The sequence below is a fragment of the Helicobacter sp. genome (assembly GCF_022511165.1).
Lineage (GTDB): Bacteria > Campylobacterota > Campylobacteria > Campylobacterales > Helicobacteraceae > Helicobacter_C.
The window spans coordinates 1-22,739 of the sequence record NZ_JAFLSB010000011.1 but is presented as its reverse complement, the minus strand read 5'-3'; the positions used below and the strand labels follow the sequence as shown (position 1 = coordinate 22,739).

General features: G+C 39.1%; 23 protein-coding genes and 1 tRNA gene. 8 read left to right on the top strand and 16 right to left on the bottom strand.

The genetic code is table 11. From position 1 onward, the window contains the following. Positions 1 to 22: 22 nt before the first annotated feature. From carA to J1E28_RS02775, 4 genes are read right to left on the bottom strand one after another with little or no spacing between them, the layout of a single operon-like run. Positions 23 to 1,174 carry a glutamine-hydrolyzing carbamoyl-phosphate synthase small subunit gene (gene carA, locus J1E28_RS02790; protein WP_291026427.1) on the bottom strand — a complete coding sequence of 384 codons (1,152 nt, stop codon included), beginning with the start codon at positions 1,172 to 1,174 and terminating at the stop codon, positions 23 to 25. Continuing rightward, the gene (locus J1E28_RS02785) at positions 1,171 to 1,716 is read right to left on the bottom strand and encodes a DUF507 family protein (protein ID WP_291026425.1); all 546 of its coding nucleotides are present in this window, start codon (positions 1,714 to 1,716) and stop codon (positions 1,171 to 1,173) included. The genes carA and J1E28_RS02785 overlap by 4 nt, the downstream gene beginning before the upstream one ends. Positions 1,717 to 1,776: 60 nt before the next feature. Continuing rightward, entirely contained in the window at positions 1,777 to 3,780 is a 2,004-nt protein-coding gene (locus J1E28_RS02780) for a PBP1A family penicillin-binding protein (RefSeq protein WP_291026424.1), read from the bottom strand. Between the two features lie 14 nt (positions 3,781 to 3,794). Further along, complete coding sequence (locus J1E28_RS02775; RefSeq protein ID WP_291026423.1) at positions 3,795 to 5,243, bottom strand: methyl-accepting chemotaxis protein; 1,449 nt, start codon at positions 5,241 to 5,243, stop codon at positions 3,795 to 3,797. A 243-nt stretch (positions 5,244 to 5,486) separates the two neighbouring features. Between J1E28_RS02775 and J1E28_RS02770 the strand changes: the two genes are divergently transcribed. Both J1E28_RS02770 and prfB read left to right on the top strand, forming a co-directional pair. Then, entirely contained in the window at positions 5,487 to 5,948 is a 462-nt protein-coding gene (locus J1E28_RS02770) for a Fur family transcriptional regulator (RefSeq protein ID WP_291026422.1), read from the top strand. 386 nt (positions 5,949 to 6,334) lie between these two features. Continuing rightward, positions 6,335 to 7,432: a peptide chain release factor 2 gene (gene prfB / locus J1E28_RS02765; protein WP_291026421.1), complete on the top strand. Its 1,098-nt coding sequence runs from the start codon at positions 6,335 to 6,337 to the stop codon at positions 7,430 to 7,432. A gap of 93 nt (positions 7,433 to 7,525) precedes the next feature. Here the strand turns inward: prfB and pseF are convergent, their stop codons facing one another. Together pseF and flgH are read right to left on the bottom strand one after the other, a co-directional pair. Beyond that, positions 7,526 to 8,209 (bottom strand): pseudaminic acid cytidylyltransferase, encoded by a 684-nt coding sequence (gene pseF, locus J1E28_RS02760; protein ID WP_291026420.1) that lies wholly within the window; start codon positions 8,207 to 8,209, stop codon positions 7,526 to 7,528. Between the two features lies 1 nt (position 8,210). Further along, on the bottom strand, positions 8,211 to 8,936 hold the full coding sequence (gene flgH / locus J1E28_RS02755) for a flagellar basal body L-ring protein FlgH (RefSeq protein WP_291026459.1): 726 nt from the start codon (positions 8,934 to 8,936) through the stop codon (positions 8,211 to 8,213). A 167-nt stretch (positions 8,937 to 9,103) separates the two neighbouring features. Between flgH and J1E28_RS02750 the strand changes: the two genes are divergently transcribed. From J1E28_RS02750 to J1E28_RS02735, 4 genes are read left to right on the top strand one after another with little or no spacing between them, the layout of a single operon-like run. Beyond that, on the top strand, positions 9,104 to 10,021 hold the full coding sequence (locus tag J1E28_RS02750) for a DMT family transporter (RefSeq protein ID WP_291026418.1): 918 nt from the start codon (positions 9,104 to 9,106) through the stop codon (positions 10,019 to 10,021). Between the two features lie 47 nt (positions 10,022 to 10,068). Beyond that, complete coding sequence (ilvA, locus tag J1E28_RS02745) at positions 10,069 to 11,289, top strand: threonine ammonia-lyase (protein WP_291026417.1); 1,221 nt, start codon at positions 10,069 to 10,071, stop codon at positions 11,287 to 11,289. 9 nt (positions 11,290 to 11,298) lie between these two features. Continuing rightward, positions 11,299 to 12,636 carry a glycosyltransferase family 39 protein gene (locus J1E28_RS02740; RefSeq protein ID WP_291026416.1) on the top strand — a complete coding sequence of 446 codons (1,338 nt, stop codon included), beginning with the start codon at positions 11,299 to 11,301 and terminating at the stop codon, positions 12,634 to 12,636. 4 nt (positions 12,637 to 12,640) lie between these two features. Beyond that, on the top strand, positions 12,641 to 13,321 hold the full coding sequence (locus J1E28_RS02735) for a hypothetical protein (protein ID WP_291026415.1): 681 nt from the start codon (positions 12,641 to 12,643) through the stop codon (positions 13,319 to 13,321). On the opposite strand, the gene J1E28_RS02730 is transcribed toward J1E28_RS02735, so the two are convergent. From J1E28_RS02730 to serB, 10 genes are all read right to left on the bottom strand, one after another. Beyond that, entirely contained in the window at positions 13,318 to 14,694 is a 1,377-nt protein-coding gene (locus J1E28_RS02730; RefSeq protein WP_291026414.1) for a methyl-accepting chemotaxis protein, read from the bottom strand. The two genes, J1E28_RS02735 and J1E28_RS02730, sit on opposite strands and share 4 nt — an antisense overlap. A 136-nt stretch (positions 14,695 to 14,830) precedes the next feature. Beyond that, positions 14,831 to 14,906: transfer RNA gene (locus J1E28_RS02725), tRNA-Lys, on the bottom strand. An 83-nt stretch (positions 14,907 to 14,989) separates the two neighbouring features. Further along, complete coding sequence (locus J1E28_RS02720) at positions 14,990 to 15,979, bottom strand: beta-ketoacyl-ACP synthase III (protein WP_291026413.1); 990 nt, start codon at positions 15,977 to 15,979, stop codon at positions 14,990 to 14,992. Between the two features lie 9 nt (positions 15,980 to 15,988). Beyond that, on the bottom strand, positions 15,989 to 16,981 hold the full coding sequence (plsX, locus tag J1E28_RS02715; RefSeq protein ID WP_291026411.1) for a phosphate acyltransferase PlsX: 993 nt from the start codon (positions 16,979 to 16,981) through the stop codon (positions 15,989 to 15,991). A gap of 24 nt (positions 16,982 to 17,005) precedes the next feature. Then, on the bottom strand, positions 17,006 to 17,155 hold the full coding sequence (rpmF, locus tag J1E28_RS02710; protein WP_291026410.1) for a 50S ribosomal protein L32: 150 nt from the start codon (positions 17,153 to 17,155) through the stop codon (positions 17,006 to 17,008). An 11-nt stretch (positions 17,156 to 17,166) separates the two neighbouring features. Then, a complete protein-coding gene (locus J1E28_RS02705; RefSeq protein WP_291026409.1) occupies positions 17,167 to 17,547 on the bottom strand; it encodes a hypothetical protein in 381 nt (126 codons plus the stop codon). Then, positions 17,548 to 17,961: a nucleoside-diphosphate kinase gene (gene ndk / locus J1E28_RS02700; protein WP_291026408.1), complete on the bottom strand. Its 414-nt coding sequence runs from the start codon at positions 17,959 to 17,961 to the stop codon at positions 17,548 to 17,550. A gap of 113 nt (positions 17,962 to 18,074) precedes the next feature. After that, entirely contained in the window at positions 18,075 to 19,253 is a 1,179-nt protein-coding gene (locus tag J1E28_RS02695; RefSeq protein ID WP_291026407.1) for a glycosyltransferase, read from the bottom strand. 91 nt (positions 19,254 to 19,344) lie between these two features. After that, positions 19,345 to 20,712 carry a mannose-1-phosphate guanylyltransferase/mannose-6-phosphate isomerase gene (locus J1E28_RS02690; protein WP_366008732.1) on the bottom strand — a complete coding sequence of 456 codons (1,368 nt, stop codon included), beginning with the start codon at positions 20,710 to 20,712 and terminating at the stop codon, positions 19,345 to 19,347. Positions 20,713 to 20,724: 12 nt separating this feature from the next. Further along, positions 20,725 to 21,387: a phosphoserine phosphatase SerB gene (gene serB, locus J1E28_RS02685; protein ID WP_291026457.1), complete on the bottom strand. Its 663-nt coding sequence runs from the start codon at positions 21,385 to 21,387 to the stop codon at positions 20,725 to 20,727. An 84-nt stretch (positions 21,388 to 21,471) separates the two neighbouring features. Here serB and J1E28_RS02680 point away from each other — a divergent pair, with 84 nt between their 5' ends. Further along, a complete protein-coding gene (locus tag J1E28_RS02680; RefSeq protein ID WP_291026406.1) occupies positions 21,472 to 22,287 on the top strand; it encodes a methylenetetrahydrofolate reductase in 816 nt (271 codons plus the stop codon). A gap of 205 nt (positions 22,288 to 22,492) precedes the next feature. Further along, positions 22,493 to 22,739, top strand: a 247-nt coding sequence (locus tag J1E28_RS02675) for a hypothetical protein (RefSeq protein ID WP_291026404.1), incomplete at its 3' end; no start/stop codon positions are given.

The following is a 22,739-nucleotide window of genomic DNA, read 5'->3' as shown; positions in this document are numbered from 1 at the left end:
TCTTAGGAAATTTGTAGATATACTACATTGTAGGATTTTGTTGAGAGCAAAGTGTGGCAAATTCTTTAAAAAGTATTCGTGCTTCTTTTGGTCCAGGACTTGCCTCTGGGTGATGTTGGACAGAGAAAATAGGAGCATCATTGTAGCGCACTCCCTCAATTGTGCCATCAAAAAGATTGCGATGTGTGATAGTAGCAATCTCTGCAATAGATTCTGGCACACAATAATTATGATTTTGCGCGGTGATTTCCACTGCGCCTGTTTGGAGATTTTTAATAGGGTGATTGCCCCCGTGATGTCCAAATTTAAGTTTGTAGGTGGGGTAGCCGTGTGCAATAGAGAGGAGTTGATGTCCTAGGCAAATGCCAAAAATAGGAATCTTGGCGGCAATAAGCTTTTTGAGTTTTTCTACTTCATCGTGTAGCATCAGCGGATCACCTGGACCATTTGAGAGAAATACCCCTTGAATCTCACCATTTTTAAAGCGCGATAGAATCTCATCAACATCAAAATGATGAGGCATTACCTCTACTTCTAAACCCACAGCGGTAAGTTCATTAAGAATATTATTTTTTGCGCCAAAATCAATAGCTATCACTTTGGCACGAGGTTTGGGAGGGGAGCTAAAATTAAAATGCGTAAAATCAAAAATAGAATCTGTATGTATGTAAGCGGATTTGGTAGAAACCTCTTTGATAAAATCAATCTCGCCTATGGAAGGGGCAGATTCTAGGGCATTTTTGAGCTGCTCTACTTGCGTGATTTCTGTGGAGGCAATCATCATCATCACGCCTTGAGTAGTGAGCATTTTGATGAGTGCGCGTGTATGCACATTGCAAATACCCATAATATTGCGCTTTTTAAGATAGGTAGCAAGACTTTCTTGTGAGCGAAAATTTGAGACAAAATCATTATAAGAAGAGAGTATCACTCCCACGCAAGAAGCGCGTTTAGATTCACAATCTTTACTATTTGTGCCAACAATGCCAATTTCTGGCATTGTAAATACAACAAATTGCCCCGCATAGCTTGGGTCGGTGATGATTTCTTGGTAGCCTGTCATTGAGGTATTAAAAACCACCTCGCCTATAAAGCTTCCCCTTGCCCCAAAACTCTTTGCTTGGATATATAAGCCATTAGCAAAATATAAATGCACATCACAAATATCACTCATAAAAGCCCTCTTTTGCGTAATTCCTCTTCATAGAGTTTGCTAAAGACAATCTCATATTCTTCTGTGCCATAAATGAGTTTGCGTTTATATTTTTTGAGCTTTTCGACAACTGCTTCCTCGGCTTTATCATAAATTTTAGAATATTCATTAATGGCTTTGAAAATGATGTTTTTGATAATTGTTTCTGAAACCTCAAAGCGCAAATGAGAGTGTAATTTGCTTAAAATTTGATGAGATACATCGCTACATCGCTCTTCCCACGCGAGATAGAAATTCTGCTCATTTGCTACTTGACGCTTACACATTCTAAAGAGTTCCCGCTCGTCCATACCAAAATCCTCAATTTCATCGCTTCGCTCTTCGAGAATCTCACGCACTCTTTCATCAATAGCGAGTTCTTTTTGTATATTTTCTTGGAGGCAAGCAAGTGCGATTTGAGCGATATTAGCAATGGGGGCGAGTAGCTCTATATGCTGGGAATTACCCAAGTCAATACTGATTTTGTTTGCAATATAGGGGGCGTGCTGCATTTTTAATCTCATATCTTATCCTTTTTATTGCGTATTGTAACGCGTTTTAAGTAAAAATGCCTTTAAAGCCTTTTAAAACAAAAGTTCCTCATCAATATTCATAAGAGGTTTTTTGGTAGGAAGAGGGGAATCATCTGTGTAGTAGAAATCGCCATAATCAAGGGTTTTAAGCTTTACACCTTCAGGTACTTTAAATTTGCGTGTAATACCCGGATCAAAAGTGAGGACTTTGGAGAAAAAATAGGCAAATGCGGGAGGAGCGACAATACCACCAGATTCATTGGGACCTATGGGGGTATTGTCATCGCGTCCATACCATACAATCGCTTGAATATCAGGGGTAAATCCACAAAACCACGCATCGGCATTGCGATTTGAAGTCCCTGTTTTTCCTGCTACTTCTAAACCAATGATGCGCGCTCTTGAGCCTGTGCCACGATTGACTACATCGCGCAAAATATCAAGTGTTAAAAATGCTTGAGCAGGGGTGGTGATAGGGCGAGATTGCGCAGGAGAGCTATACACATTTTCACCCTCTCTGTTTATTGTGGCACTTATAAGCGTGGGGTTAAGAATCGTGCCATAATTTGAAAACATTGAATATTGTCGCGCCACCTCCACAGGAGAGAGTTCAAAACTGCCAAGCACAATAGACATATTATCGGGAACATTATCAAAACCATCTCTTTTAAGCGATTGATAGACATCATTAAAGCCAAGATTTTGATCAACAAGATTAATTGTGGCAAGGTTGCTTGAGGTGCGCAGCGCATCTTTAAGCGTCATAAAGCCATTAAATTTTGTCGTGTAGTTTGAGGGACGCCATACTTTTGATTCTGCTTCTTCTGTGGTATCACTTGCGGCTTCATCAGCACCTTGAGAAGAGAATTTGCGCGGCACATCAGGGACAAAAGTTGCAGGAGATTCACCTTTATCAAAAGCAGTTTGGTAGATAAAGGGCTTTATGGAGCTACCAAGCTGCCTCTTAGCTTGAGTGGCGCGATTAAATTTATTTTTGACATAATCCACCCCGCCTACCATTGCTAGAATCTCTCCTGTGTGCGTGTCTGTAACGACTATTGCACCATTTAGGGTATCATCACTTAAATCGCCATTAAAGGTTTTAGGATAATGTTCCATAAGCCTCTTATTAATTTCATTATAGCCATAAATAAGGGCTTCTTGTGCGGCGAGCTGATAATCAAGGTCAATATTTAGTCTAATGTAATATCCGCCTGTTTTTAAATCTTGGATATGGGCAAGTTCGCGCAAAACTTCATCAACTACATAAGGGGCAACATTTTGCGTGAGGGTTTGATTAAAGACTTCTGGTACTTCTTTGAGTGCATTTTGCTGCTCTTCCTTTGAAATCCACCCAATATCATAGAGTCTATCGATAATATCATTTGCACGCGCCATTGAAAATTCTTTGTTTTTGGTGGGGTCATAAAAGCTTGGGGCTTTGGGTAGCCCTACGAGCATACAAATCTCTTTGAGTGTTAGCTCATTTAAACTCTTGTGAAAATATCCAAATGCCGCTGTTTTAATGCCGTGGTAGCCGTGTCCAAATGAAATACGATTGAGATAGAGTTCTAAGATTTTTTCTTTGCTTAAATGCCGCTCGATATGAATAGCAAGCATTGCTTCTGTAAGTTTGCGTTTTATGGTTTTTTCAGGGCTTAGGGCAATGTTTTTAATGAGCTGTTGCGTGAGTGTGCTTCCACCCTCGACATAGCGCATATTTTTGACATTTTTAAGCATAGCGCGTGATATAGCATCAGGATTGATACCGATGTGTTCAAAAAAAAGCGTATCCTCGACTGCAAGTAAGGATTCTATAACGCGTGCGGGAATTTCATCAAAAGTTGCATAGAATCTAAAATTTTCATCAGTGAATACATTAGCAATCAATCTGTCTTTTTTATCCACAATCTGTGAGGCAAGGGCAAATTGGTAATTCTTAATCTTGCTTATTTCTGTTTCTACTTCATAAAAAAGCTTAACAAGATACCCGCATACACCAACGCCCACTACGATAAAAAGCACAAAAAAACTATACTTTATCTTTCGCCACATAAATGTTGTATTCCTTAAGATTTATGTGGCTCACTTTGGTTTTCTTTTGGGGCAGGAGTGTGTTCAGGGTGTTTGTCGTGCTTTTCCCCTTTATCTTCTTTTTGTTTCTCTTGTTTTTCCCCTTTGCTATGAGCATCGTGTTTTTCTTGAGGTACATCTCCCTCTTCAAGATGCTTAATCTCTGCCATAATTTCATTACGTTTTTCATAATACATATCAGCAATGGCTTGCATCACGCCATTAGAGTTCTTTTCCATTGCGAGAATCTTGCTATCAATAAGACTTTTTGGACAAGGCTGTGAGTGGTCAGCAAAAATTTCTGACAAAGAAATCGCTTCTGTATGCACACCTGCGTGAAAAGCATCAAGGACTTTATATCCTTGTGTATTGGAGAATGTTGCTTTACCATTGCCTTCAAAATACCATTTGCCCAAACGGCAATTATGATGATCTACGCGATTAAAGCTATCACTTAAGCCAAAGATATAAGAGTAGAGATTATTTTTATATACCACGTGATCTAGTCTTGCCAACACGCAGAAGATTCTATTGCTTAAGTTTAGCGCATTGTTTTTGGTAACAAGTCCATTAACCTTAAGCCCATTGACAATAGAGTGGAGGCTTACTACATCTTCGCGCATATTGTTTGTAGCAACACTCGTTTCTTCTGTGCTTGTTTGAATATCATTTGCCTCTTGTTGCATTGATTTTACAACCACTGCAATTTCTTTGGTTGCCTTTTGTGTTTTTTCAGCGAGTTTTCGCACTTCATCAGCCACCACTGCAAAGCCTCTTCCGTGCTCTCCTGCACGCGCAGCTTCAATAGCAGCATTGAGAGCTAGGAGGTTAGTTTGCTCGGCAATATCATCAATCAATGAAACCACATTTGTGATTTCATTACTTCGTTGTGTGAGGGAATTTACTAAATCAGAGGCAATTTGCATTTTCTCATAGAGGACTTCAATTTGTTCTAGGGCTTTTATGCTTAAATTCGAGCCATTTTCAGCAGATTCTGCTGCTTTGATAGAATAATCCAACACATCAGCAGATTCTGCAAGCACACCTTGGAGTGATTCTTGTGTCTGCATAATACCCTCTTTAAGGCTTTTTGCATAAATCTCAAAAAGATTTGTGCCTGTGCTTGTATTTGTAAGAATCTTTTGCGGCAAGATAGAATAATATACCACATCTTCTAATCGAGTGCTTACAACATTATAATCATCACGCCCACAACACACGTTTGTAGCCCCCTCGTGCAGTTGGGGAATGATGCCCTCAATATCTTTGAGTTCTTGAGCGATATTATTTTTATATACAATATCGCCCCCTTTAAGCCCCACTATTGCCTCTGCTTGAGAGAATCCCACAAGTATTTTATAAGCCTCGAGCTCTTTTTGAAGATGAGCGATTTGTGCATCTTTTTCCATTAATTGCTGATGAACTGCTTTATTAGAACCAAACATTTTCAAACTCCTTAGTTTCTCTATAGGCAGAATTGTATCAAATATTGTGCGTTTTTTGGATTGAAAAATCGTCAAATATAAACTATTATGTATTGAAATTTTATAAAAGGAGTGGCAGTGTGTTAAAAAATTGCACATTTTATCTATGATAAGTTTTCTTATTTGCATTTTTGTATTTATTATTGCTATAATTATAGACAAAATAAGAATCTTAAAAAGGCATAATGCATAAAAGGAGCAAGTATGAATATTAATGCCAATCACCGCGTAGAAACATTAGAATCTATCCTTGAACGTTTGCGTATGTCTATTAAAAAATATGGACTTAAAAACTCCAAGCAACGCGAAGAAATTATTGCTGTATTGTATAAAAGCGGCACACATCTAAGCCCAGATGAGATTACTAATATCATTAAGGAATCAGATAAAAACGCGAGCATCTCATCAGTATATCGAATCCTAAGCTTCCTTGAGAAAGAACATTTTATTACCGCACTTGAATCAGATAAAAGCGGCAGGAGATATGAGATTGCCGCAAAAGAACATCACGATCATATCATTTGTCTAAGCTGTGGGGATATTGTGGAATTTGTCGATAGCGATATTGAGCGATTACAGCTTGATGTAGCAAAGCAATTTGGCGCACAACTTATTAGCCACGATATGCGTCTTTTTGTGAGATGCTCCAAATGCCAAGGGCTATAACAATACTTTAAATATATAAGCAATGAAGAGTCTTAGCCTAAGAATCTTTTTTAAAGGGTTAAACTAAAAAGTAGCAATAGCACACAAGTAGCGAGAATCTACTCCCTAAGGCTACTTCGTAAAGCAGCGGGTTTATATATCGCCCCTTTCAAATCACACATTAAATACCAAAAAAGAGGCATATTAATCCTTACCTTAAGACATTAATATATCCTAATCCACTAAACACCCCAAGCGATTTTATCTTTTAGGCTAAATCAAGGAGAATGCACACCTGCCTTATCTCAAGTTAAAAAGAGACAGAGTAATCTTTTCTACTCAAGCCATTGAGGCTACATCTAAGAATGTGTGTTACAATTTGAACTTTAATTGAAAAGGGGCAGAAAATGGATTCTTATGAATATGGGGAATTACTCAAAACTTTACATACTAAATGTGAAAATATTGCAAAGATTCTTAATCCTGCGGCTTTGGAAAAAGAGCTTGAGGGTATTGAGGCTTTACAAAATGATGAGACTTTTTGGAATGATGCCAAGAGGGCAGCAGAAGTAGCAAAGCAAAAGCGCAAATGTGAGAGAATGCTTGGCTCTTTTAAGACAATGAAGCAAGAACTTGATGATGCGCAAGAACTCTATGAGATTGCTCTAAGTGAAGCAGATTCTGCGACATTAGAGCTTCTTTTTGAATCTGCCCCCCTTTTGCAAAAGCATATTGAGCAAACCGAGATTGAAGTAATGTTGAGTGATGAAAGCGATAGTCTCAATGCAATTATTACGATTCAGCCCGGTGCGGGTGGGACAGAATCACAAGATTGGGCGAGTATGCTCTATCGTATGTATTTGCGTTGGAGTGAGCGTAGAGGCTTTAAGGTAGAATTGCTTGATATGCAAGATGGTGAGGAAGCAGGGATTAAGGGTGCAGCATTTATTATTAAGGGTGAAAATGCCTATGGTTATGCCAAATGTGAAAATGGGGTGCATAGATTGGTAAGAATCTCGCCATTTGATGCCAACGCGAAGCGACATACGAGTTTTGTGAGCGTGCAAGTAAGCCCCGAGCTTGATGATAATATACATATTGAGATAGAAGACAAAGATATTCGCATTGATACTTATCGCTCAAGTGGTGCAGGAGGGCAGCACGTAAATAAAACAGAATCTGCAATCCGTATCACGCACTTTCCCACAGGCATAGTTGTGCAGTGTCAAAATGATAGGAGTCAGCATAAAAATAAAGCCACCGCGCTTAAAATGCTTCAATCTAAACTCTATGAGCTAGAGCGGCAAAAAATGGCAGAGGGGAACAGTAGCGATAAAAGCGAGATTGGCTGGGGGCATCAAATCCGCTCCTATGTCCTCGCCCCCTATCAGCAAGTCAAAGATTTAAGAAGTCAGTATGCTACAAGTGATACGAATGGTGTGCTTGATGGCGATATTGATGCGCTTATAGAATCTGTGCTAGTGCATAGCAAAGATAAGACATAAGGGTGCAAAAGAGAGAAGCAAGGATTAACCTAAAAGCTTAAGGCGCAATAAGTAGTTTTTAAGAATCTAAAATACCACTTACCCAAAAAAGCATTATTCAAAAAGAGTTTTATACTTCATCTCTGCAATATGCCAATCTGTAAGCGTATCAATATCTTGGGCTTCTTGTGGGCTAATAATTACTACACAAGAGTGATTGGCAAAGATAGGGAGCTGCTCTCTCCACGCGCCCACTTTTCCCCAATAAAATTGCCCCGCATCGTGAAAGAGTGGTTCTAAATCCTGTGAGCGTGTGAGATAATGCGCAGGAAAAAGCATATTTAATTTGCCATTTTTGATATAAAAGCTTCTATGCGGATTATATTCGTATGCTAGGGCACAGAAACTAAAGCATTTTTGTGTGTCTGCAAGCAGAGATTCTAGCGCATTTGCGAGTGTTTGTTGGCGCAGAAGTGGGGCAGTGGGATAAATCACGCAGAGTAAATCTTCATCATTGAGTTTTAGTTCATCTGTTGCGTGAGCAGCCACAGCAGCAGTTGGTGTAAAATCATCGCTTAAGTGTTTTGGGCGCATAAAAGGCACTTTTGCCCCATAATCCTGCGCGATTGTGGCAATTTGTTCTGAATCTGTGCTTATAATCACTTCATCAAAAAGCGCGGATTCTAAGGCAGTGCGGATAGGATAGGCGATAATTGGTTTGCCACAAAAGGATTTGATATTTTTATGTGGGATTCGTTTGCTCCCGCCTCGAGCGGGAATAAGTGCAATTTTTTTCATTTTAGAAAGGATAGAGGGATTCTATACCATCGCTTACTGGTTTTTTGCGATTGGTATCACTAATGGGTCCAAGTGAAGTATAGGCAATTTTGGCATTAGCAATATGCTTGCTTTGCACGACATTATCTTTATCAATATCAAATGAGCGCACTACTCCACTTAGCTCTAGAATCTGCTTCTCACCATCTACAAGTACTTCTCTGCGTCCGTGTATGAAATAAGTGTTATTATCAAGCACTTTGATAATGCGCGCGGTTAATGTCGCATTAAGGGCTTCACTACGTGATTGTGTGCCACCACCTTGAAAATTTGATGTGTTATTTGCTTTTGTAAGATTATAAGCGGCTTGGTCATTAAGCTCTTGCACAAGCTGTTTATGTTCTTCATCATTGCCTGTATATTCGATTGAAGGAGGTGTTACATTCCCTCCGCTTGCGCCATTGTAGTTTTTATTGGTTGTAAAATTTGCATTTGCTGTTTCTGAAATTACAACGGTAATGAGATCATCTGGCTTCATCGCGCGTCTATCAGAAAAAAGCGGTCTATCACCACTTCCAAATAAACTCCCTGCACGTGGTAATTCCGGTATGTCATTATCAGCAGATTCTCGCTCTTCTACCCATTCTGGCGCGTTAAAATCAATGTTTGGTTCAAAGGCGAAGCTTTGATGAGAAAAAGCTATGCAGAGAATAAAAGCTCCAAGTGCGAATATGCCCTCTGTGCGCATAATGTATCCTTTATATGAATCTTTATAGGCTTTTAAGCAAAGGGCATTCCACTCGGTGCAAAATAAGGGAGCGGGGGTTGCGTAGTGAGTTTGTGTGCGTAAAATTGTGGTTTGCATAAAAAACACAAACTTTGATTACAATTCGTTCTTGTTATGAGGAGGTTAAGATGCAGCAAAACATTATGCGCGGCATTTTTGCAATGCTTCTCTCTTCGTTTTTATTTGCTCTAATGAGTGCGGAGGCAAAATTCCTTGCCTTTTCTCTCCCTGCTATGGAAGTAGCTTTTTTTCGTGCTTTCCTTATGGTGCTTTTATTGCTTCCTATTTTTTTGAGTAAGCCTATTAAGAATCCTACGCATAAAAGCGGTGGCTGGGGCTTTTTAATCTCTCGTGCTTTAATGGGTGGGCTAAGCTTTGTTGTGCTTTTTTATAATATCTCCACAATCCCGCTTGGCACAGCTACGGCATTTTCACAGAGTATGCCTCTTTATATTGTGCTTCTCTCACTTGTTTTTCTTAAAGAAAGATACAATCTTGGCGTGATTCTCTCTACTATCATAGGTTTTGTGGGTATTTTGCTTATTTGTGATCCAAGCGTGGAGGGGCTAGAATCGATTAATATTGTTTTTGGTATTATCAGTGGGCTTTCTATGGCAATAGCTTTTTTGAATTTGCGCACGCTTAAGGATTATTTTAATTCGTGGGCGGCTGTATTTTCCACAGGGGTGGCAATGAGCGCGATTGCGCTTGTGGCACATATTTTTTCTATCCCTCCATTTGATGAATCTTGGATTATGCCACAAGGTTGGCAGTGGCTACACATTGGGCTACTTGGGCTTTTTGGCACCATAGGGCAGCATTTTCTCACACAGGCATATATGCTTGCTCCCGCCGGGATTGTTGCACCTATTGATTATACGCGTTTAGTTTTTAGCGTGTTCCTTGGTATATTCCTTGGTGATGCTCTGCCAAGCCTTGCTACAAGTGGAGGTATAGTGCTTATTATTATTGCCGGTATTGGCGTGGGGCTTCCCGCGTTTCTTGCTGATATGAAAGCACACAAAAAGCATTTCAAGTTCTTTTAAAGGCAAGGCGGAGTAGAATCTTTTTAAAAAACTCTTAAGGAAAGCAAATGAATCACATATATGATAAAGCCAAAGAGGCGCAGAAGCGACTAAAAGATATTCTTATCCCCTCTGCATTAGGCTATGCACCAGTGCTTTCTCGCATCGCTGGTGCGGAGATTTATCTTAAAAAAGAGAATCTTCAGCTTACAGGAGCTTTTAAGATTCGCGGAGCATTTAATAAAATTGCTTCTTTGGTGGAGGGGAATGCTACACAAATAAATGGCGTTATTGCTGCAAGTGCTGGAAATCACGCTCAAGGCGTAGCCTATGCGGCAAAGCATTTTTATCTTAAGGCTGTGATTGTAATGCCTGAAGCTACTCCCTTGCTTAAGGTAAGTGCGACAAAAGATTTGGGGGCTGAAGTGGTGCTTAGTGGGGATAATTATGATGAAGCGTATGCTAAAGCCCTAGAGATTGCAAATGCGCAGAATCTTGTCTTTATCCACCCTTTTGCTGATGATGAGGTGATTGCAGGGCAGGGGAGTATCGCGTTAGAGATGATTGAGGAGCGCAAAGATATTGATGTGGTGGTTGTGCCTATTGGGGGTGGAGGATTAATTGGTGGGATTGGGAGCGTGTATAAAAAGCTTTGTCCAAATGCGCGTGTGATTGGCGTAGTGGCGAGTGGAGCTGATGCGATGAAAAAATCCTTTGAAAATAATCATATATTTAAGGCAGATTCTGTGCGCACAATCGCTGATGGAATCGCCGTGCGCGATGTGAATGAACATAATTTTGCGCTTTTAAAAGAATGTGTTGATGAGATAGTGAGCGTTGATGATGAAGAGATTGCCAATGCTATTTTATTTTTGCTTGAAAAGCAAAAGCTTGTTGTTGAGGGGGCGGGGGCAGCGAGTGTGGCAAGTGTGCTTCATAAAAAATTTGCCATAAAATCAAATGAAAAAGTCGCCCTTATTTTAAGCGGAGGGAATATTGATATTACAATGCTTAGTGTTATTATCGAAAAGGGCTTGCTCAAATCCAATCGCAAAATGAAGCTTAAAATCGTGCTTGTGGATAAGCCCGGTAGCTTGCAGGGATTGACTAATATTTTAAGCTCTGTGGGCGCAAATATCGTGCAAGTAGAGTATGATAGAACTTCTGTGATGCTTAAATATGGAGATGCGCTCATTACGCTTGCTCTTGAAACTAAGGGTGAGGAGCATAAGGCTCTTATACGCGAAAAACTTAAAAGCCATCATTATACTTTTAGTGAGATTAGCTAGGCTGAAGCAATGTTTAGACACATATGGAGGAGCTATAGAGATTCTAATTTGCGCACTAATGTGCTATTTTGTGTGATTTTGGGTGTTAATTTATGCCTTTTATTCCTTGCTTGTGCAGATATGAGCATTCATTACAAAGAAGCTGCAGGGGTATTTTATTCTAACGAATTAGCCTTTATGATTGCGCGATATTCTATATCTCTTTTTGGACAGAATGATTACGCACTGCGTGCGCCTTTTATCCTTATACACGCATTGAATATGTTTCTTTTATATAAGATTTCTCGCATCTATCTTAAAAAACCACGAGATGCGCTTGTTGTTGTGCTTATTTATGCTCTTTTGCCTGGGGTAATGTTTAGCGCACTTTTTGTGATAAAAAGTGGGTTTATTATTTGCGTAACGCTTTTATGTTGTTATTATCAGCTTAAAACCCAAAAAATGCCCTATATCGTGATGTTCCTTGCTATTTTCCTTGATGGAAGTTTTGCTATTTTGTTCTTTGCTTTCTTTTTTTTCGCACTGAAAAATAAAAATATACTCGGTATGTCGCTTTCGCTTTTATTTTTTGCGCTCAATATGTATCTTTTTGGACTAGATGTTTCGGGGATTCCACGCAATCATTTTGTATCTAATCTTGGCAAAATGGCACTTTTTTTCTCTCCGCTCCTGCTTATTTATTATTGCTATACGCTTTTTAATGCGCTCAAAAAACAAAATAATGTGCTTGTGGATATTGGTGCAACCTCTATGTTTTTTGTTATGCTGCTTTCTATTCGCCAAGATGTAGATTTAGAGAGTTTATTTCCTATGAGTGTAGTTGCGCTTCCTGTGGCGATTAGGCAGTTTTTTTCTGATATGAGAATCCGCCTAAGCCCTTTTCGTGCAGGCTATGTGCGGCGATTTGCTGTGATTTTGAGTTTGCTTTGTGTGCAAAGTTTTGTGCTTTATGCCAATAAGATTCTTTATCTCTTTGGGATAGAAAATCATTTTGCAAGCTCATATTACATTAGCAAAGATCTTGCTAAATCTTTGCATCAAATGGGGATTAGCTCTATTGATGTAAGTAATCGCAAACTCGCTCTTGCTTTGCAATTTTATGGCATAGAGCAAGCCCAAACGCCTTATTTGCTCCCTATAAAAGAATTTAATGAGCATTATGAGAATGAAATTCCAATCATTTATCTTGGCAAGAAAATCGCTTCATTTGTGGTGCTTCCATCAAAGCAAAGTTCGCCTATGACTACCACTCAAGCGCGACTAAAACAAAAAGGTGCAGATTCTAAAAAATCTAAGACAAATACACCTACCTCTAATCCCCCCTCGTCTCATACCCAAAAAGATTGATATAATGAAGCTCTTTGAGTATATCATCGCCTTTGCGTTAGTGATTATGCTCTTTGTCCTTGCACCAAAAACCTCTCATAGTTCCTTAGAGAGTGCCTATAGTAGCCTTTTTTCTCATCTTAAAACCCTCCAACTCACTGCGCTAAGTGATGATAGTGCATTATTACAAGATACAGATGTAAGGGATATGCTCAAAGATTATCCCTCACTCAATGTAGATTCTGCGCTTATTCATCATCATAATATGATGTGGCAGGTGCAATTTCATCTTGGTAGAATCTATACCACTTATAGTTATAGTCTCTATATTGATACACCAAGAAATGCAGTCACTACGCATTTTGATTCTCGCCCTATGGCAGGAGATATTATCCTTAAAAATATGGATAGAAAATGCCTAAGTGCATACAATAATACCAATACTGCACAGGAGTGTAAAAATAATGCCCTCCCTCTTGTGCGTTTGGGAGAGTATTTTGGGGTGGAGCATATTCTTATAGAATCTGATGGATTTTGCAAGGAAAATCAGGGGGCGCGAGTGTATTTTGATAGATTTGGAGTGCCTTATTGTGGTAATATCCCTATGCGCCTACAATCGCCTTTTAAAATCACACTCTTAAAAGGCGGGGATTCTAAAAGGCTATGTATATTGCCACAAAGTGGCTTTATTACAAGCAAATGCTAATTACTCACTTCTAGGCTTTTCATAAAGTTTTGGCTGTGGTTTTCTAATGTGGTAAGATTTTTAATAATTACTTGCGAATTATTTGTTGTGATGGTTTCATTTAAAATTGAAATTGCATTTTTTACACAATCTACCATTTCTTTTTGTAATGCGTGGAGGGATGGTATATCAAGCTGTAAAGTTTGTAGATTCTCTTCTTGGGCTAAAAGCTTGCCTGTGGGCAGGGTATTTGAAAAATCAAGCACTTCCTTGCCAAGATTAAAGCTCAAATACACGCTTGATTTATATACGATATGTTCAAGCTTGCTTACGCTAAGTAAAAGTCGTTTTGTGAGTTGCGAGAATGTTACAAAAAGCTCATTTGTGTTTTGCTCGATGGTATCAAACACGCTAGAAAAATGTTTCGTATGTTCGTGGCTTTGACTTGCAATATCTTCTATTTTATTTGAGCTTGTGATAATTTGCTCAGTTTCTTGCTGCATCGTTTGAATCACAATAGATATATCATTGGTTGCCTTATGTGTGCGTTCTGCTAATTTTCGCACTTCATCAGCCACCACCGCAAAGCCTCGTCCGTGCTCTCCTGCACGAGCAGCTTCAATAGCAGCATTTAAAGCTAAGAGATTGGTTTGGTCAGCAATATCTGCAATAATGCCAAGCACCTCGTTAATATCGCGTGACTTTGTGGCAAAATCATCAATAATAGTGCTATTTTCGGCAATAAGCCCTGCTAATTCGTCAATAGAGTTTGTGATAGAAGCCACATCTTCTTTAGAATTTGAAGAGAGAACTTTCATACTATCTACATTTTCATCAACACGTTTCACATATTCCATATCATTTGCCAATCCCGCACTAATAGCCGTTAAGTCTGCATTTTGATTGCTTAAGCTCATATCCATAAGTGATTTAGCCAGAGCATTTTTGACATTATCTTTTGCATTTTGCTCAATGCTTTCAAGAGTCTTATTAATCGCCTCAATATTATGTATAAAATCCCCTTTAAGCCCCTGCGCAAATGCTTTGCGATAGTATCTTCCCTCTTGTACGCAGTGAATAGATGTGCTTATCTCGCGCATAAAGGCTTCAAGATTATCTATAAGAATATTGATATTATCTGCAAGTTCGTGCAAATCCTTATCAACCTTAATATGAAGCAGACGTTTTTCAAATTTACCCTCACGATAGTGCCTTGATATATTTACAATACCTTGTATAAATTGCGCTCTTTTGGCAAAATTGTAATAGCCAATAAATGCAAAGATAATGATTAAAATATAGCAGAGGCTATGCCAGCTGATTGTATAAAGTGTTGCATCTATAATGATGCCAACAAGACTAAAAGTTACTACAAACGTAATCATTAATTTCATTATTGAATCCTTGAAAAATATGTATAGAAATTCTATATTTTTTGATTTAACCTAAAAATACAATAAATAAAAGGTTATGATTTTATTTTTTATCATCGCGTTTTTATTACTGCAAGATTAAAGAAGAAACATAGAGTGGTGGACGCGCAGAGGATCGAACTCTGGACCCACTGATTAAGAGTCAGTTGCTCTACCAACTGAGCTACGCGTCCATATCCTATAAGCCTTAAAAAGCTACAAGGAAGCGCAATTATACTTTGTGGAATTTTAGTTTTTGCTTTAAAAGCACAAGATTCTAAGAATCTCCGCCAAAATGCACAAGTGCAGAACCCCAAGTAAGTCCGCCGCCAAAGGCATCAAGGAGCATTAAATCACCATATTTAAGCCTTTTTTCTTCATATACATCATTCATCGCCATAGGGATAGAGGCAGCAGAGGTGTTGCCATATTTTTGCACACTGATTACTATTTGTTCTTGAGTAAAATGCAGATTTTCTGCTACGGCATTAATAATGCGCAAGTTGGCTTGATGAGGGATAAAAAATGATATATCTTTGGGTAATATGTTATTTTTTTCTAAAATCCCCTCTACATCAGCTATAAGCGTTTTTACTGCGATTTTAAAAATTTCATTGCCCTTCATCTGCACATAAGAAGATATAAATTGTGTCTCTTGCCCAAAGGAGCTATGGCTTCGAGGCACACACAAAAGATCTTGATATCTGCCATTTGCACCAAGATGCACATCAAGAATAGCAGCATTTTTATCTGTACTCGCGCCTATTACACAAGCCCCTGCGCCATCACCAAAAAGCACACAAGTGCTTCTATCTTTGAAATCAAGCACCGAGCTTAGCTTTTCTACACCAATGATAAGAATCTGCTTGAAAGCGCCAGATTCTATAAATGATTTTGCGATGCTAAGTAAATAAATAAAGCCACTGCAAGCCGCGCTAATATCAAAAGCAGCTTTGTTTTCAATACCAAGTTTAAAAGAAGTAATACAAGCTACACTTGGCATTGCTAGATAATCGCCGCTTAAGGTTGCTACAATCACCGCATCAATGTCTTGGGGTTTTACTTTTGCTCGCTCCATTGCGAGTTTCCCCGCCTCATAGGCAAGGTCGCTTGCTTGTTGGTGGCTTTGGGCAAAATGACGCGTTTTGATACCTGTGCGTTTAGCAATCCATTCATCGCTCGTATCGAGGATTTTTTCAAAATCTGTATTGCTCACGCAAGTGGGTGGAACATAAGCGGCAATTGATTTGAGTGAGGCATATAACATCGCCAATCCTTATTCTTGATTTCTTTGCGCAAAAGTAGCAGTAAGTTTGGCACAAATATCGGATTCTATGGCATAGAGAGCTTGATAAATAGCGCATTCAATCGCACGAGCATTGGAGCTGCCGTGGCTAATAATCACTACTTTTTGCACCCCAAGCAAAGGCGCGCCACCATATTCGCTATGATCCATTTTTTTCTTTAAACGTTTAAAGACACCCCTTAAAAAGAGTGCGCCAAACATCGAGCAAAGGCAGGATTTAATTTCTTTTTTGAGTATAGAAGTAACAGCAAAGGCAACACCCTCGCTTGCTTTAAGAACGAGATTTCCACTAAAGCCATCACATACAATCACATCAACACTTCCATTGAAAATATCGCGTCCTTCAACATTTCCCTTAAAAAATGAAAAGTCTTTTAAAAGCTTAAATGTTGCTTTAGTAAGCTCATTGCCTTTGCTATCTTCCTCGCCATTACTTAAAAGCCCAACTCTTGGGTTTGAAAAGCCCACCACACTCTTAGCGTATTCATAACCCATAATCGCAAAATCTACGAGATATTCAGGTTTGCAATCTGTATTTGCTCCTGCATCAAGAATAATACTTGGCTTATCGGTAATATTTGGCATAGTCGTGCAGATAGCAGGGCGAGAAACACCCTTAATGCGCCCAATTTTGAGTGTGGCGAGACTCATTGTCGCCCCGCTATGCCCGGGCGAGACAAGTGCGCTTACTTCGCCATTTTTGAGAATTTCAGTAGCTTTAAAGATAGAAGATTCTGGACGTTTAGTCGCGCTTGAGGCGGATTCTTCCATACGAATATAATCTGTGCAATGCAGGATTTCTACACGAGATTTGAGATTTGAGGGGATAAGAGGAGTGATTTGTGCCTCATCACCCACAATCACAGCGATAAACTCACGAGATTGCAGTGCTTGTAATACTCCTTCGACGATAGGAGCTACCCCATTGTCCGCGCCCATAACATCAATGGCTATCTTTAGCATAAGCACTCCTTCAAATCTTCAAACTTATTTGTAGCTACCTGTAAATTTACTAATATGATGAGGCATTTTCCAACTGCCATCTTTGTCTTTAATAGGTTTTGCAAGAGCCACTTTATAGTGTGTGCGTCTTTTTGCTGCTCGTGTCTTGCTCACGCGTCTTTTGGGAACTGCCATAATTACTCCTTTTATTCATCTTTAGTGTGATAATCGCTTTTTAAAGATGCAATCTCACTCTCCAAAATATAGCCTAAATCTACAAAGCCATCAAAAAACTCAATAACTTCAAAGCTATCAAAGCCTTTGCTTTGGCTTTGTGTATCCCAGATACCATCTGAAATATACAAAACCAAAGGATAATCAATGTGTTTTTCAAATAGCTCACCGCTTAAATCACATACAAGCTCAATTTGCCCAAAGACTTGGGCATTCAAGCAAAGCATTTTAGAATCTATACGCTTTATCTGCCCCTCTAATGTAATATGTTCTGTGATGCCTTCACCCTCATTATCAATACTAAGGGCAATATCTTTGGGTGTATGAGAAAATTTTCTCATTGCTATTTTCAACTAGCAAATCTCCCTCGCACCAAAGAAAAAAGTAATCTCATTTTTTGCATTCTCAAGGCTATCGCTACCATGCACGGCGTTTGCATCAATGCTCTCTGCAAAATCCGCTCTAATTGTGCCTTTGGCTGCTTCTTTTGGGTTTGTCGCACCCATAAGTTCGCGATTTTTTGCCACAGCATTTTTACCTTCAAGCACCATTACAACCACAGGACCGCTTATCATAAAATCTACCAAATCTTTAAAAAAGGGTCTATCTTTATGAATCGCATAAAAACTTTGCGCATCAGTGCGTGAGAGCTGTAATTTTTTAACAGCAGCAATGCGTAAGCCATTACTCTCAAAGCGATCAATAATCTTGCCAATCACTCCTTTTTTAACCGCATCAGGCTTGATAATTGAAAGAGTTTGTTCCATTATGCTTCCTTTCTCTAAATTATGAATGCAAATGCCATAAGCCTTGATTTTATCTAAAAAAAACTTGCTTTAATATAAATATTGCTTAGATTTCTCATATTTTGTAAAATGTTTTAGGTATTGATAGTATCAAAAAGTTGGGGATTATGTGTAAAATCAGCAATGGCTTCTTCATACAAGGCAAGAATTTGATGAATGCTTTTATCAAGGGCATATTGAAGCGCAGATTGCGCATATTGATTTTGCATTTGCTCCCTTTGTTTGGGATGCTCTATCCAATACTCAATTTTTGCGCATAAATCCGCCTTATTATTTGTTTGAAATAAGCTCCTTTCATCAAGGGCAAATTGCGTAGTGGCACTGATTTTAGAATCCGCAATCACAGGCACTAGCCCAGCAGCAATCGCCTCTAGGCAAGAAATAGCTTCACTCTCAACCTCTGCTGTATGAACATAAAGATGACAGGCTTTAAGTTTTTCAATAAGGAGCTTGTTTTCAATAAATCCATATTCCGCAGGATTATATAAAAGCGTATCGCATAAATGATGCAAGTATTTTTTTCTTGGTCCAACGCCGTGTAAATGTAGCTTAATCTGCTTTGCATATTTGCTTTGTGCAATCGCTTGTATTAAGATGTCTTGTCTTTTTTCTTTAGAGAATCTTCCCACTGAAATAATATGAAAGAAGCCATCTTTATATGTTGATGATTGAGTTTGAGGCGTATCTAAATGGAATCCATTACTAATAACAAACTTTTTCCCGCCATATCCTGCTCTTTGTATTTCTTCTTCCATTAGTTTGCTAGGGCAGTGAATATGATGAGTATAGCGGTAAAAAGCCTTATAAAATCGCCTAAAGAGATAGGCATTAAACCACTCAAAATTCATATTCATATTATAGCTAATATGTTGAGGTTGCAAATGAAATGCGCTTATGTAGGGAATCTTCATCTTTCTACATAGCTTTACTCCTGCAATCTCTAGCGCAAAGGGCAAATAAAAATGCGCAATATCACAGCCTTTAAGGGCAGATTCTAGCACTTGGAGGTTGGGTGAGCCAAAAATCATATGTTGCTTATGTGAGACTTCTGTAACAATAGGGATATAGCGCTCTTTTACAAAATAAAGCTTCTCCCCCTCACTTCCTTCATTTTTTACTTCTGTGCGAGGTTTTGTCGTAATCACACGCACCTCATTGCCTCTTTGAATAAATTCTCTAGCGAAGCGAAAAGCTGTCATAGAAGTGCCATTACTTCTATCATTATAACTATCTACAACAATGGCTATAATCATTTTTCTACCTTATATCTCTATAAAAAGTTTAGCTACGCTTATAGTCATCATCTAAGCGCACAATATCATCTTCACCCAAATACTCACCCATTTACACTTCAATAAGCACAAGTGGCAACACGCCCGGATTTTCAAGCCTATGTATCTGCCCCATAGGGATATAAGTAGATTCATTTGCCTTTAAAAAGCTTTTGTGTTCGCCTATGGTTACATACGCGCTACCGCTAACAATAATCCAATGCTCATTGCGATGATAATGCTTTTGCAAACTCAATCTTCCTTTGGGTTTTACGATAATTTGTTTAATTTTATAGTAAGCAGATTCTAAAAGCACATTATAGCTTCCCCACGGGCGATGCACCATTCTATGCACCTTTGTCATTTCTGGGTGAGAGACTTTAAGCAAATCGACAATATCCTTTACCTCTTGGGCGCGTTCTTTTTTAGTAATAAGCAAACAATCGCTCTCATCAATAATGATTAAATCCTCTAGCCCCACTCCGGCTACAAGCTTTTGGCTTAGGATAAAATTATTGGTGCAATCTTTGCCTACAAAGGTATTGTTACTTGCATTTTGTGCTTCATCGCTAGGGTATTGTTTAGAGAGAGATTCAAAGCTCCCTACATCGCTCCATTCAAAATCCCCTGCTACACACGCTACTTTTTGGCTTTTTTCCATAAGGGCATAATCAATGCTTATATTGGGGAGTTTTTCGCTCAAAGTCCTATCTAAGCGGAGAAATTCCCCTTCTTTATTTTTAAAGGCAGATTCAAAAACAATGCTACAAGCCTCATACACATCGGGCGCATAGGTTCTAAGTTCTTTTAAAAATACTTCTGCGCGAAAGCAAAACATACCACTATTCCATAGATAATGTCCATTATCTAGGTATTCTTGCGCTTGGGTAAGGGAGGGCTTTTCGACAAATTTTTCTACGATGTTATTTTGTGTCTTTATGTAGCCATAGCCTGTATGTGGGCTATTTGGGCGTATGCCAAAAGTAACCAAAAAGCCCTTTTTAGCAAGTGCTATTGCTTCTGTGATAGCTTTTTGATAATGTGAAGAATCCTCAATGAGATGATCGCTTGGTAGAGCTAAAATCACATCATCTTTGATACGCTCACGCCTAAAAGATTCTTCTACGCTAAGTGCTGCAAAAGCAAGGGCAGGAGCGGTGTTTTTGCTTAGAGATTCTAAAATAAAATCTTGTATATCAAATCCCACATCTAAAGCCTCATCTTTGGCGATAAAGTAGTGATTTTCATTAGTAATAATTTGGAAATGCGCTTCATTGAGAGTTTGCAAAAAAGCATTTCTTAGGAGTGTTTCTTGGAAAAGAGAATGTGCGCTTTGCCCCTCTTTGCTTGGTAGAAGAGATACAAATTGCTTAGGGTAAAGCTCGCGTGAGAGGGGGAAAAGTCGTGTGCCAGAGCCTCCACAAAGTATGCTAATTGTCATTTTTTCTCCTTTTTAAGAATCCTGCAAGGGAATATGTAGGGCTTTAGGGATTTCTCTTAAATCCGGTATATCAATAATGATATTTGCCTCTTTTTTAAGCACCTCTTTGGCGCAAAAGGCGATGCGCACATCAGCATAGGCAAACATACTCCTATCATTTGCGCCATCACCCACCGCAATGGTATCTTTGGGCGTGAGGCAGAGGAGATTCTGTAAGCGCACAAGCATTGCCCCTTTAGAATCTGCAAACATCATCTCACCCCCTACTTCACCGGTAAGAATAGAATCTTTATGATGCAAGATATTTGCAAAAGTCGCATCAAGTCCTAGAATCTCCGCAAAATAATCAGTAGCGATGTGAAATCCTCCGCTAAAACACACAACCTTATAGCCCTGCGCCTTTAACGCGCTAATACAAGACTTTGCGCCTTTATGCAATGGGAGAGAATGCGCTATATCTAAAGCTTTTTGATAGCTTAAGCCTTGAAGCAAACTCACGCGCTTTTTAAGACTTTCATAAAAATCAAGCTCTCCATTCATTGCCTTATGCGTGATTTTTTTTACTTCATCGCTCACATTATGCGCTTGTGCGAGTATGTCAATGGTTTCGCCATTCATTAGCGTAGAATCAAAATCAAATACAACAAGCTTCATCGCTCTCCTTAAAGAATGAATGCTTTTTTGGGGGAAGTGAAATGCCCTCAAAAAATGCTAAGATTATAGCATTTGGGATTAAAATGGTATTAAATGGAGGAGATGATGTTTGGGATTGAATTTTTGCCTCAAGATTCTAAAAGCGATGTGGCAGTGCTTCAAGCGATGTGCGAGGGGGCAAAAACATATTTGCAGCAACAAGTAAATTTTGTGCTTTTGCCTAGCAATCCACGCAAGAGGGCAAGCGTAAATGCGCTTTTAAGCGCCTCTATCCTCTCTACTTCTTTTAAACTTATGCGTTTTGTGCCTACACTTAGCGGAAGTGGCTATGTGGGCGAGGCGGGCAAAAGGCAGATTCTCTCTCAACTCCTTGGTGTAAAATATGCCAACTTGGAGGCTTTAGCTCTCATTGGTGGGGAGGGAGAGGGCTTAAGCGGTGTAGAGATGCTTAGCCACGCAAGGGAGGTGCTTGGTGAGGATGTATATCTTATAAGCGGAAGCGGGGCGCTAAAAGATATGCAAAGCAAGGAGAGATTAAAACAAAAACTTCAAGCGGGAGTAGATAGAATCATCACGCAACCCTTTTTTGATGTGCAAGAAGCGCAGAGTTTTTTAGAGGATTTTATGACAATCAGGCAAAAGGGTGGATACAAGGTAGAAGTTTCTCTTGGGGTATTTGGAGTATTTAACTTAGAGAGTGTGAGGCGCATAAATGAGGCAAATCTAGGTTTTTATGTCCCACAAAGCTATATTGATTGTATGCAGGAGGGAGATAGTGAGCTTTTTGGCGCACAAAACGCGGCATTAAAGGCTTATGAGCGATTATGGCAGGATATGCGCTCTTTGGCAAAAGATTTTAATATCTCACTCTATCTCTCTACCCCAAAGCATAATGACTTACGCGCCTATGGGGTGTCTTAAATAAGGGATATTAAGAAAATCATTATTTTAAACATTATACAATGCGATAAAACAAAAGATATGAAAGGCAGAGCCTAAGGTGCAAGCACAAAGTATTTAGCCAAAGTGTGCTTAATACAAAAATAAGCAGAGTTTTAGCAGAGCAGATTCAAGATACAAATGCTTTAATGGCTTATTTAGGTTCTCTTAAGTAAAAGGAGTAAGCGTGAAAACACTGCTAGAGCGTTTAGAACAACAATTTGGCTCTATCCAAAACATCACGCATCTTGCATTAAGCTATGATGCAAGCTTACTTGCAATGCTTTTGCAAGACAACAAAGCAAAAGAGCAGTTTTTTGCTCCTATCTTCGCCCCCCCCCCCCCCATAAATAATCGCCTTAAAGTAGAATCTAGCCAAGAATGCCAAGAACAAAGCGCATTGCCCCTCTTTAAAGAAAAATTTGAGGCTTTTA